Consider the following 13,632-nt stretch of genomic DNA (forward strand, 5'->3'; position numbering starts at 1 on the left):
ATTTACTAACATACAATGATTACAACTTTACGGAGTTTTTGTGACTCCAACTTTAAGAATCGGTCAAATTTTCACTTTTCTCAAGGCGAAAAAAAGCCCGAGTTCAGAATTGTGAACTCGGGCTCAGGAGATAAAATTATTTAAATTTTCTGCGGAACCCTAATAGACCAAGCACAGTCAAAGTTAACCAACCTAGGCTACCACCTTGGCGCTCAACTTTCTCGGTGTCGGTGCTACGAGTTACTACGCTATCAATGTCAGAGCCAGTGTCATACCTTGCTCCCTTGATTGGGATAAGCTTAACAGCTACAACCTTTTCGACTGCGTTAGATGAAGCACCACCACAGTATGAGTTGTGTGATGTTGTGTCATAAGGCTTATCATTACCGTCGACTGTACATTTGATAGCCGTTGCTGAAATCACGCCAGCATCATTGATATCCGTCGCATCAATGATTCTAAATTGGTTATTGTGACTAGACGCATCACCATCATTTGTTAAGTCATCTAACCACCATGCTTTACCACCAAAAATATCAACACGGCGTTCATCAGTTGAAGACGGGAGATCGTAAGGGTAAATAAAGCCTCTGTGTCTTCTTTCGCTGCCATCGACTTCACGCGTCGTTTCCGCATCGATCTGGCCAACAAGTTCATTGTAATTATTTACCGCTTTAGCTTCACCGCTTGAGCCACTGAAGAAGATACCGCCAGACAAATACGTTGCTGTTGGGTTTTTAGCATCCGTTACAATAAAAGGCTTATTACCGGCACTACCATTTTCAGGAACATAACCGTTACGTTTTGAATATCCAACTGCAAACAAGTTGTCGTTAATATCGGTTGCTACTGAGTTACTGTATCTAGCATCATCGTTAGATGAACCAGACTTAACCTCTGCACCGCTAATTTGTGTAGTTGTCCACGTTGCCGTAGCGAGATCGAGTGAAGTACTCACAAAGACACTTGCATTCATATCTTGTAGATCGCCGTTTCCATCAGCAGTATTATAGCCTACACCATAAAAAAGAGAGTCCGATTCAACAATTGAACGCATGCTGCCTTGGGCAAAATAATCGCCCTGTTGAGCGTTACCAGATCTAATCCAGTCGATCTCTTTCGTTATTGTGCCATCCCAAATAGCCGCCTTTGAACTAAACGTTGTATCTGACGTATCCGTTTTAGCTCCTTCCGTAGATACACTACCTACATTGTAAACTTTGTCGTTACTTGCTTTGATAGCGTGCCATGCACGAGTTTCCGAAGTGCCTGTTGGCCCATTTGGTGTAGTTGTGAACATCGCGTTATTACGAATACCACCTTCAGATTTAACCCCCAAAGGCTCAACTTCATCGGCATCGTTTATATAAAGCGAGTTAATTACCGTATTGCGGCTATCAAAGGTTTCGCCACCTTCAACAAAGGCTTTCGCATTGACATGAGTAAGGTCGTTTCTTTCCTTATTCCAAGTATCATTCCAACGATTTTGAGCCCAGCTTTCACATGTAGAATATCTTAGCTCTCGATAGCAGTAGTTTTCAAAATCATCAAACTCTTGAATATATTGAAACGGAGCGTCCATCGCGAATGGTACTTCTTCACGATAGCTAACAGCTTCAACAGTATCGCGTGTTTCGCCGGCGAGTTTAAATGAGCTGTCACCACAATTTTCCGCATTTGACGCAAAACACCCTTTCGCAAGTACTACACCACCAGCATCCTTTGCAACACCAGGCTGAATCGCGACACCAAATATCTCTGACGCACCAGTAATTGAAGGCGTTACTTCAACTACCTTGTAAAGCGCAGCGTTGGCATTAGTTGCAGCCAAAACTAGGGCTGCAACAGTTGTTAATTTGAATTTAGTACAAGTCATTATTACTTCTTAACTTTCCTGTTGTAGTGCCTCGAGCTCTTCCCAGCGCTCAAAAGCAACTTCAAGCTCCTGCTCTGCTGCAGATAGCTTATCTAATACTGGTTGTGTCTGCTCTACAGATTTTGAAAAGAAGCTTGGATCGTTGACTTCTTCCTGAAGAGTTTCAATTTGAGTTTCCAATTCTTCCAAACGCATTGGTAGCGCTTCTAGTTCTCGTTGTAGCTTATACGATAACTTCTTAGGTTTAGCCTTAACTGGCGCAGTTTTGGGAGTTTCCTCAACTACTTTCTCAGGCTTTGATGGCTTTTCAACCTGTCGGTACTCTAATGCTTGTTTTCTTTGCTGCTGAGCATCGTGGTAACCACCAACAAATTCTTCAATAACACCATTACCTTCAAAGATCCAACTTGTCATAACCGTGTTATCAACAAACTGACGATCGTGGCTCACTAAAAGAAGAGTACCCTGATAGTTGGCAAGCAAATCTTCTAAAAGTTCCAAAGTTTCGATATCTAGATCGTTGGTTGGCTCATCGAGAATCAATAAGTTGTTCGACTTAAGGAAGATACGAGCTAGTAACAGACGGTTTTTCTCACCACCAGATAGTGCTTTAACAGGAGTACGAGCACGTTTTGGAGAGAATAAGAAATCTTGTAAGTAGCTTAGTGCATGACGCTCACGGCCACCTACAGTGACTTCTTGCTTACCATCCGCTAAGTTATCGATTACAGACTTCTCAGGATCTAGAATTTCACGATATTGGTCAAAGTAAGCGACTTCAAGCTTAGTACCGCAATGTAGACGACCTGAATCTGGCTTAAGTTGATCAAGCAGCAGTTTAAGTACCGTACTCTTACCACAGCCATTCGGGCCAATTAGAGCGATACGATCACCACGCATGATATTGAAGCTGAAGTCTTTAACAATCTCTTTGCCTTCGAAGCCAAAGTTAATGTTTTCAGCTTCAAATACAATCTTGCCTGAACGCTGGCCATCGTCGATTTGGATAACGGCTTTGCCCTGCACTTCTCGACGGTTTAAACGCTCTTCACGTAGCTTCTTAAGCGCACGCACACGGCCTTCGTTACGAGTACGACGAGCTTTAATGCCTTGACGAATCCAAACTTCCTCTTGAGCAAGCTTCTTATCAAATTCAGCGTTTTGCATTTCTTCTACACGAAGCGCTTCTTCTTTCTCAACAAGATAGTTTTCGTAATCACCCGGGAAAGAGCTCAATTTACCGCGATCAAGATCGACAATACGTGTTGCCATCGATTTAATGAACGCACGGTCATGCGAGATAAAGATGATTGAACCGCGGAAGTCTTTCAGGAAACCCTCTAACCATTCAATGGTCGCAACATCTAAGTGGTTAGTCGGTTCGTCAAGTAGAAGCACGTCAGGGTCACATACAAGCGCACGAGCAAGTGCTGCTTTACGTTGCCAACCACCAGACAAATCCGTCAGTTTGGTTTCTGCAGTTAGCTTAAGCGCCGCCAATACGTTGCTTACGCGATCTTCAAAGCGCCATGCATTCGCATGATCCAATTGCTCTTGAACACGAGTAAGACGATTTAGGTTCTTTTCACTAGGGTCAGTACCGATGAGATCCAGAAGATCATGATAGATCTTCAGCTGTTCACCGATTTCAGCTAGGCCACCAGCAACGTAATCATAAACGGTACCTTGCTCATTGCGCGGTGGATCTTGCTCAAGGCGCGACACAACCACATCTTGTGTGATTTGCATCTTGCCGTCGTCCATGATGATGTTCCCAGACAGGATTTTCATCAACGTAGACTTACCAGCGCCATTGCGCCCTACTAAACACACACGTTCGTTTTCTTGCAGTGCGAAGTCCGCACGATCTAATAACGGGTGATCGCCAAACGCTAATTGCCCATTATGAATTGTAAGTAATGCCATTCTTCTTTAACCAATCATTAAGTTCTAACAAGCCAAATGGCCAGTTAAGCTCTGAGCTTTGAGAAAGGTCAGAGCTTTCAAATTTGAGCACCGGAATAGTGACCCCGTAACGGGAAAAGAGCTCATCATCAAATGCAATGTCAACAACGTTGACGTGATGGCTAATGTTTAACTGTTCCGTGAGTTGGAATGCCATCTCACATAGATGGCACCCTTCTGTACTGTAGAGAGTCAGCACTATATATCCTTATACGATCTCTTAACTACTTATGTGTAATCAACCAGCAGTTATGAATGTGCTTATTGCGAGAGAAGTCCAATGGAAGTGTCTTCGCTGAGATATTCTGAGCCTTAAGACCTAACTCATCTAGAGCTTCCAAGTCCATTTTGAAGTGACGCTTGTTGTTAGAGAACACAATCGTGCCTTCTTCACGAAGAAGACGTTTAAGGTTTTCCATCAGCTGAATGTGATCACGTTGAACATCGAAAGATTGATCCATACGCTTTGAGTTAGAGAACGTAGGTGGATCGATAAAGATCAGATCATAAGAACCCTGCTCTTTAGCTAGCCATTGTAGACAGTCAGCTTGAACAAACTGATGTTGACGACCAACACGACCGTTAAGCTCCATGTTCTCTTTCGCCCACTCTAGGTAGGTATTAGACATATCAACAGTAGTTGTAGAACGAGCACCACCCACAGCAGCATGAACAGATGCACTTCCTGTATAAGCAAACAAGTTTAGGAAATCCTTACCTGCGGCCATCTCACCGATACGACGACGAGTGATCTTATGATCTAGGAACAACCCGGTATCTAGGTAATCATGAAGATTAACAATCAGCTTAACGCCATACTCGTTCACTTCTAAGTTCGATGAGTCTTGAGCCAATTTCTGGTATTGAGAACGGCCTTTCTGTTTCTGACGAACTTTAAGCACAACGTTGTTTGCTTCTACGCCTGTTACTTGAATAGAAGCACGGATGATATCGGTTAAGCGACGTTTTGCCTTCTCTTCCGGTACATCTTTAGGCGCTGCGTATTCTTGAATCACAAGGTGACCTGGGTATACATCAATCGCTACATTGTATTCTGGTAAGTCCGCATCGTAGATACGGTAACAATCTAATTGCTCTTTCTTAGCCCACTTGCCAATTTTACCGATGTTCTTTTTAAGACGGTTTGCGAAGTCAGGAGCAATTAACTGTTCTTGCTCGCCCGTTGGACGTTCTGACATCGGACGATCTGAAATTGAGTAGTTCTTTTGGTGACACGGTAACGCACCGTTATTCAATTTGAACTGTTTGTCTGCACGCATGCGTAAGCAGCTCAGTAGTTCGTCTGAACTAGAGAAGATAGACGCGTTACAACCGCCAAATTCAGCTTTAAGCTGCGCGCCAAATGCTGTGTAAAGAGCAATAAGACCCGGCTCTGTACCTAAACGCTCACCATAAGGTGGGTTAGAAACAATCACACCATCAGTAAACTCGGTAGGACGCTTAAGTTTTGCAGCATCACCTACTTCGAATTCAATCAACTCTTCAACACCAGCACGACGAGCATTGTCACGCGCTGTTTTGATCATGCGTTCGTCATTGTCATAGCCATAGAACTTACATTCTACTTTCTTAACGCCACGACGGCCTTGGACGTTCGCTTCTGCTTTAACTTCAGCCCAAAGCTCAGGCTCGAAATCTTCTAGTGATTCAAAACACCACTTCTGACGTTTAACACCTGGAGCCATGTTTGCAGCCATCATTGCAGCTTCAATCACTAACGTACCTGAACCACACATTGGATCTAGGAAAGGTTTCGTTGCATCCCAACCACTACGAAGAAGAATCGCGGCAGCAAGAGTTTCACGTAGTGGTGCTCGACCTGATTCAGGACGGTAACCACGTTGGTGAAGACCGCTACCTACCATATCAACACCAAGAATCGCTTTATCACGGTGTAAACGAACGTGGATACGAATGTCTGGGTTCTCTTTGCTAATAGAAGGACGAGGTAAAGACTTCTTCTCAAAGCAATCAACAACGGCATCTTTTACTTTCATCGCACCGTATTGGCTATTACGGATTTCGTTGTTCGTACCATTGAAGTCAACAACAAAACGCTTAGAGCTATGGAATTGATTTACCCAGTTAACCGCAGTGGTTGATAGGTACAAATCCATGTCGTCCATACAAGTGAATTCAGAAAGGACACGTACAAATCGAGAAGCCAAACGGCTCCACAAACAACAACGATAAATTTGCTCATTGGTCGCTTTGAATTTAACACCTGCTTGAACAGGTTTTGCGTTTGTAATCCCTAGTTGGGTTAGTTCTTCAACTAATAAATTCTCAAGGCCGTTTGAGGTAACCGCTAGATATTGATTCATAGTGTTCTTTTATTGATAAAAATGAGTTCGATTATACCTGAATTTGTAACTAGAGCATCACACTAAACACGTCTTTTCATTGAATCTTTCGACTAACTGGCTAGCAAATGCACAGTCTTGAAGCGATCGCTTACCCACATCCCCTTAGAACATAAGACCTATCAAACCAACTTCATTTCTGACCACTTATTAACCAAAGTAGCAATGTGAATTTATATTCACCTCAAAACTGGTATATACCAAATGAGATTTATTGATGAAATTTAACTACAAAAGACCAAAAACAGGGAATAAAGATGGGTAAATTACACTTCTGGCGATAAAAACAGGCAGAAATTAAGGCGAAAAAATAGTCGTAAGTTCACTATTTAAATGGTTAAGCAGTGATGTATTTATCAGGATGAGGTTTTTTAGGCACAAAAAAATCGGCTAATGAGCCGATTTTGGGGAAGATTTGACAGGTTGATGCGTTGCGATGTGTTTGAGAAATGATGGACTAGATTGAAGGCTAACCGACCATCGCAATGTGCGTTTGATGAAGAATAGCGTTCGCGTCTATCATTCTATCGTGCATGACCTTAATCGAGTCGCCAAAGCGTAACCCTTTTGAAGGTGTAAGCAGAAACTCTTCTAGGTCGACAAATGCACATAGGCTCGCACACTCTCCCACTTCTAATACAATGAAATACCCTAAGCTATGCTCGTTATTCATTTGTACGATATCCCCTTCTTGAGGGTATTCGTGGCCAGCGCCCTGTGAGTCGAAGAACCAACTCTTAGGCTGTACAGGCTTGTGGAAGCGCTTTGCTGCCACGCAATAAAGCGCGAGTTCAGCTTGGCGAGGCTCAGACAGTTCTAAGCCAGAAATTTGTTCTTTGAAGGTTTGGTATGAAGATGCGTCATCAACGGTGAATTCATTATCTCTAAACGCGCAGTCCACCAGCTTATTTCGGACCAGATTCGTTTTGAAAATCATATCCTCTCCGAGGTTTAGCATTAATGAACATTGCTGCTCATCGTAATACCAACTCCATGTATCGCTAGGTTTAAGCATCATTTCGTCTCACACTGTTGAACCATTCCATTAGGTAAAACGCAAAATTACCTTCAATTACAGTAATTTTACTGAGCAATAGGCAAAAAAAAAGAGGAAATGAATTCCTCTTTCTTATCGCTTTTCTCTACAACTCAGTGAGTTACAGTGTCTCTTTTATTAAGACGATGCCAGATTGTCGCTTTTCAGAAATAAAAGCGTCTTGCCGTTTAAAGATTTTTAACGATGTCACCTACAAGGCCTGGACCTTTGTAAATGAAACCAGAGTAAACTTGTACAAGCTTAGCGCCTGCCATCATTTTCTCTTTTGCAGCAACATACGAGTCAACACCACCTACTCCAATGATCGGCAGTTTGTCACCCAGCTCTTCGTGAAGTTTACGAACTACTTCAGTACTACGAGATTGAACAGGACGTCCACTTAGGCCACCCGCTTCATCACAATGTTTCATACCTTCAACGATTGAACGATCCAATGTTGTGTTTGTTGCGATCACACCATCGATCTTATTTTTGATCAATGATTCACAAATTTGGCGAATTTCGTCGTCGCTTAGATCCGGAGCAATCTTAAGAGCAAGAGGAACATATTTACCATGCTTCTCTTCCAGTTCAGATTGTTTCGTTTTCAGTTCAGACAATAGATCGTCTAGTGCTTCGCCATATTGCAGAGAACGAAGTCCTGGAGTGTTTGGTGAAGAGATGTTCACAGCAATGTAACCAGCGTATTGATATACCTTCTCCATACAGATCAAGTAATCTTCAGCGCCCTTTTCAATTGGTGTGTCTTTATTCTTACCAATGTTAATGCCTAAGATGCCATCGTAGTTCGACTTCTTAACATTCTCAACAAGGTTGTCGACGCCTAGGTTGTTAAAACCCATGCGGTTGATGATACCTTCAGCTTCAACAAGACGGAATAAACGAGGTTTGTCGTTACCCGCTTGCGGACGTGGAGTCACTGTTCCTACTTCTACGAAACCAAAACCCATTGCGCCAAATGCATCAATACATTCGCCGTTTTTATCTAGGCCAGCAGCAAGGCCAACTGGGTTTTTAAAAGTAAGACCCATGCACTCTACAGGTCGGTGAGGTAATTGTTGGCGATACAAAAGATCAATAGGTGTGCCTGTGAAGCGCTTGAAATTTTGAATTGCAAGATCATGTGCCTTTTCGGCATCAAGTTGGAAAAAGCCAGTTCTGGCTAGACGGTAAAGCATTGTGCCTCCGATAGAAAAAAGCCCCGTGTAAACGGGGCGCTATTATTTACTTATTTACCCAACTATTCAATCTATTACTGTCTGTAAGGGTAAGATAATCAAGTTTGCTAACGAATGAGGTTCATTATTAAGCAAACGTTATCGTTTCTTCAAGTTATTAAGCCATTTCTAATCTCAACCTTAGTACAGCCACCAGGTCACTTAACAACAAACAACGTTTGCGTCGAAGTTTGTTCTTCAAAAGTCGTTAGGCCTATTGTTTCCACTTTACCGAAACGAAAAAGGCAGACCTTTTGGCCTGCCCTTATACTTTTTCGTCTTATCTAGTAACTAGTCTTTTGACATGCAGTTTAGATTCAACAGCATCAATTCACGCAGTGCTACTGAGAACTTAGCAAACTCATGAACAGAACCTACTTTGAATTCGTTTAGGATGCTTTCCCAACGATGTAGAGAAACAGAGTTACTTTCCATCCAGTCATCAAGCGCTTTAATCACATCGATATCTGAAGCACAACCACAGTTAAGTACTTGACCAGTTAACTGGCGTTGCTGCCAATCCAGATCTTCTCTGAATGCTGCACGCGCCAGTGCTTGCCAGTTGTTGTCTATAGCTTGGCCATTGATTTGCTTCAAGAACCAGTGCAGTGACAAACGGTCGCCTAGGTTGAAGTAAAGCTTAGACGCTTGCTGTACTGTTTTACCCGTTTCACGAGCCACTGTAGATATATCCAGTGCTGAGTACAGGCTAGACAAACGAGCCACTGAATTAGCCAGCTCAGCGTTTACACCTTGGTCAATCCATACTTGAGCCATTGCTTGATGCTCTTCTACTTCTGAAGCCACTAGGTTTGCATCCAGCTTCTCAGTAATTGCGACGACATCACCTTGGTAAAGCTCAATCAATGCATTCACTGACTGTTTACCGGTACGGTTTCTTAGCAACCAGCGTGCTAGACGACGAAGCGTGCGACGTACATGGTAAAGCAATTCGTATTGAGCTTCAGAACTTGAGATGTTGTCCAGTTCACGGATGCTCTTCAATACCTTACCCAGGCCGTAGATTTCACGTGATGCCGCGTAAGCATTCGCAATATCAACAATGTTCGCGCCCGTCTCTTCTTGCAAGCGAGTCACGAAGTTACAGCCCATCTCGTTAACCATTTGGTTAGCAAGCGCAGTCGCAATGATCTCTGCACGAAGTGGATGGTTATCCATGTGCTGAGAGTAGTTACGGCGTAACTCTGTTGGGAAGTATTGCATCAGTTGTTGAGCATGGAACTCATCATTCGCAATGTCATCACTCACAAGATCTTCTTTTAGAACCATTTTACCGTAAGCGATCAATACTGATAGCTCTGGTCTTGTTAGTGCTTGGCCCTGCTTCTCACGTTCTAGCAGCGTTTCGTCATCTGGGATGTATTCCAAACCACGGTCTAAGTACCCGGCTTTTTCCATTGTGTGGATAAAGCGGATTTGCTCTTTCACTAAGCCTACACCTTGATGCTCAGTAACAGAGATAGACTCAGCTTGGCAGTAAGCGTCGTCTAGTACGATTTCACCTACTTCATCTTCCATAGATTCAAGAACTTGGTTACGTTGCTTAACGGTAAGATCACCATTAGACACCAAGCCATTCAAGAAGATCTTAATGTTAACTTCGTTATCCGAGCAATCTACACCACCAACGTTATCGACAAAGTCAGTATTAACTCGACCGCCCGTTAGAGCGTATTCAATACGACCCAATTGAGTCATACCCAAGTTACCGCCTTCACCAACAACCTTAGCTTTCAGGTCACGGCCATCGATACGTAGCACGTCATTTGCACGGTCACCCACATCGGTATGAGTCTCACTAGAAGACTTAACGTAAGTACCAATACCGCCGTTCCAAAGTAGATCAACTTTCATAGACAAGATCGCTTTGATCAAGTCGTTTGGTGCCATTGATGCTTTCTTGGTACCCAGCATTTTCTGAATTTCAGGTGTCAAAGAGATAGACTTCGCTCGGCGAGAGAAGATGCCACCACCTTGAGAAATCAGGTCTTTATTGTAATCTTCCCAACTTGAACGAGGCAGATTAAACAGACGGTCACGCTCTACCCAGCTTGATGCTGATTCTGGATTCGGGTCAATGAAGATGTGCATGTGGTTAAACGCAGCTTGCAAGCGAATGTGCTTAGATAGCAGCATACCGTTACCAAATACGTCACCCGCCATATCACCCACACCAATGGCAGTGAAGTCTGTGCTTTGACAGTTAATACCCATTTCGCGGAAGTGACGTTTAACCGATTCCCAGCCACCTTTCGCCGTGATACCCATGGCTTTGTGGTCGTAACCGTTAGAGCCACCCGATGCAAACGCATCACCTAGCCAGAAGTTGTACTCTTCAGCTACTGAGTTCGCTAGATCTGAGAATGTCGCGGTGCCTTTATCGGCTGCAACAACCAAGTATGGGTCATCTTCATCGTGACGAACAACGCTCTTAGGTGGGATAACCTCACCTTCAATGATGTTGTCTGAAACGTCTAGCAATGCACGGATGAAGCGCTTGTAACAACGTTGACCTTCAGCAAAGATCTCGTCTCGGCCAGACATCATGTGTTGACGCTTACAAACGAAACCACCTTTAGCACCAACCGGTACGATAACCGTGTTCTTAACTTGTTGCGCTTTAACTAGGCCTAGAATCTCAGTACGGAAGTCCTCTTGACGGTCTGACCAACGTAAACCACCGCGTGCTACTTTACCGCCACGTAAATGCACACCTTCAATGTCTGGTGCGTAAACGAAGATCTCAAACGCAGGAACCGGCGCAGGGATATCTGGAATCTCGCTTGGTCTCATTTTCAGAGCCAACCAAGGTTTAGACTGCTTATTCTCGTCTACTTGGTAGTAGTTAGTACGAAGCGTTGCAGTGATCATTTCCATGTAGCGACGAATGATACGATCATCATCCAAGCTTTCTACATGATCCAACTGTTCAGTGATCTTCTTAATAAGATCTTGTTGGCCTTTTACGCTGCCCTTCAGTTTCGGGTCAAAACGCTTGCCGAATAGGCTCACTAGCCCTTTCGCTAATTCTGGGTAATTAGACAATGTGTCTTCAATGTATTGTTGGCTGAATGGGAAACCAACTTGACGCATGTAACGAGCATAAGCACGTAAGATTGAGATTTCACGGCCAGAAAGACCAGCGCCAAGTACTAAGCGGTTGAAACCATCGCTGTCTAACTCACCCGCCCAGATTGCCGCAAAGGCTTGTTGGAAAAGATCGCGAGCTTCACGAAGATCAATGGTCTTATCGCTCTTGTGCAGCATAGAGAAATCAAGGATCCAATAGGTCACACCGTTGGTTTTACGCACTTCATATGGAGATTCACCGATAACGCGTAGGCCAAAGTTTTCAAGCATTGGCATAACATCAGAAAGGTGAATTGGCTCATCGCTGTGGTAGAACAACTTCAAACGAACGGCTTTTGAATCTGCCGCTTCTTCTTGAGGACGGTAGAAAAGCATACCCAGTTTGTTGTCTTCACTTAGCGCTTCTAAACGTTCAATGTCGGCAACAGCAGAACCTGGCATCATGTCTTCTTTGTACGAACGTGGGAATGCACGCATGTACTCTTTCGACAATGGAAGACCTTTGCTTTCACCGAAGTTTGCAATGATAGATTCAGACAGACGGTCATCCCACGTAGACGATACTTCCATTAAATTTTGCTCAATTGTTTTCACGTCCACATCCATGTTGTTGTTATCAACACGAACAATATAGTGCGTTCTTGCTAGCGGGCTTTCAGAGAAGTACGTTGTAAATTCAACCTCTTCTTCACAACCAAAGTACTGTTTCAAGATGCGCTGTGTTTGGCGACGAAGCTCAGTGTTGTAACGATCTTTTGTTACGTAAACCATGCAGCTAAAGAAACGACCAAACGGGTCTTTGCGAACAAACAAACGCAGGAGATCGCGATCTTGCATTTGTACTACGCCCGTACCGACTTCTAGTAGCTCTTCTTCTCGAGCTTGCAGCAGTTCATCACGTGGGTAGTTTTCAAGAATGTTGTGCAGCGCTTTGTAAGAGTATGAACCTTCACGGTAACCACTCGCATCCAAAATACGTTCTACTTTCTCGCGAACAAGAGGAATCGTTTCAACGGTTTGGTTATAAACGGCAGATGTGTAAAGACCAGTAAAGCGGTGCTCACCAATGACCTTACCGTTCTTATCGAACTTCTTAATACCAATGTAATCGTTGTAAGCTGGGCGGTGAATGCGTGAAGCCGTGTTGCCCTTGGTTACGATAAGCACATAAGGCTTTTTCGCTTCAAGACGTGCCGAATCAGAAAACTCAGATAGCTTAACGTTACGTACACGATCTGAGTTCGCAAACAAACCAAGACCTTGCTCCTTGGTCGGTTGCAGTTCAGTGTCGCCGTTAACTGAAACTAGGTCATATTCCTTATAACCCATGAATGTAAAGTTGTGTTGGCCTAACCAACGAAGAAACGCCAACGTTTCATCAAAGCGCTGGCCGTCTACTGGAATGCTCTCTTTTTGCTGTTCAACTTGATTGGTCACTTCTTCAAGTCTTTCAACCATCTTCAACCAATCGTTCACAACTAAGCTAGTATCGGTAAAGATATCCAGTAGCTCCGTTTTAAGAGCTGTCATTTCAGCTTTACTGCTAAGACGGTCAACCTCAATATGGAAAAGCGATTGGAATGCACCTTCGTTATTGCTTACACCGACAACACTGCCCTTATCTGAGCGAGAGATTTGTGTTGGGTTATGAAGCATAAGGTGAGAAGAAAGGTCTAGGCGAGTAAGTGCCATTTTTACGGAATCAACAAGGAATGGGCTGTCTGGAACGACTATCTCAACGATAGTATGAGTAGACTGCCAACCTTGACGACTTACCGTCGGGTTGAAAACGCGTACAGAGATTTCGTCGGCTTTCTTTTCATTGATGTGATGCCATAAGCTAACTACAGCACCGTATAAATCGGATTCGTTTCTCTGAGTCAGATCGTCGTGAGAAACGTTACTAAACAAGTGTTGAGCAAGTTGAGTTACGAGAGGTCGATGAGCAAGGTCAAGTTTGTCTTGAATCAGCTTGTAAACTTTTTCAAGTAAAACTGGAACCACAGTTTCACGTGCGGTCAT

The 13,632-nt window shown here is 43.6% G+C and carries 7 protein-coding genes; all 7 read right to left on the minus strand.

From position 1 onward, the window contains the following. Nucleotides 1-136 precede the first annotated feature (136 nt). Entirely contained in the window at nucleotides 137-1,876 is a 1,740-nt protein-coding gene (locus AB4384_RS15865) for a DUF3466 family protein (protein ID WP_171733510.1), read from the minus strand. Between the two features lie 9 nt (nucleotides 1,877-1,885). Then, nucleotides 1,886-3,802 (minus strand): ABC transporter ATP-binding protein, encoded by a 1,917-nt coding sequence (locus tag AB4384_RS15870; RefSeq protein ID WP_108020679.1) that lies wholly within the window; start codon nucleotides 3,800-3,802, stop codon nucleotides 1,886-1,888. Continuing rightward, nucleotides 3,780-4,040: a glutaredoxin family protein gene (locus AB4384_RS15875; protein WP_019823251.1), complete on the minus strand. Its 261-nt coding sequence runs from the start codon at nucleotides 4,038-4,040 to the stop codon at nucleotides 3,780-3,782. The genes AB4384_RS15870 and AB4384_RS15875 overlap by 23 nt, the downstream gene beginning before the upstream one ends. A gap of 25 nt (nucleotides 4,041-4,065) precedes the next feature. Continuing rightward, on the minus strand, nucleotides 4,066-6,186 hold the full coding sequence (rlmKL, locus tag AB4384_RS15880; RefSeq protein ID WP_372122137.1) for a bifunctional 23S rRNA (guanine(2069)-N(7))-methyltransferase RlmK/23S rRNA (guanine(2445)-N(2))-methyltransferase RlmL: 2,121 nt from the start codon (nucleotides 6,184-6,186) through the stop codon (nucleotides 4,066-4,068). Nucleotides 6,187-6,694: 508 nt separating this feature from the next. Further along, on the minus strand, nucleotides 6,695-7,243 hold the full coding sequence (locus AB4384_RS15885; RefSeq protein WP_017059680.1) for a cell division protein ZapC: 549 nt from the start codon (nucleotides 7,241-7,243) through the stop codon (nucleotides 6,695-6,697). Between the two features lie 206 nt (nucleotides 7,244-7,449). Then, entirely contained in the window at nucleotides 7,450-8,460 is a 1,011-nt protein-coding gene (gene pyrD, locus AB4384_RS15890; protein WP_017063847.1) for a quinone-dependent dihydroorotate dehydrogenase, read from the minus strand. Nucleotides 8,461-8,790: 330 nt separating this feature from the next. Further along, on the minus strand, nucleotides 8,791-13,632 hold the full coding sequence (locus AB4384_RS15895) for an NAD-glutamate dehydrogenase (RefSeq protein ID WP_372129798.1): 4,842 nt from the start codon (nucleotides 13,630-13,632) through the stop codon (nucleotides 8,791-8,793).

The organism is Vibrio sp. 10N.261.51.A4, from assembly GCF_041471945.1.
Classification (GTDB): Bacteria; Pseudomonadota; Gammaproteobacteria; order Enterobacterales; family Vibrionaceae; genus Vibrio; species Vibrio crassostreae_C.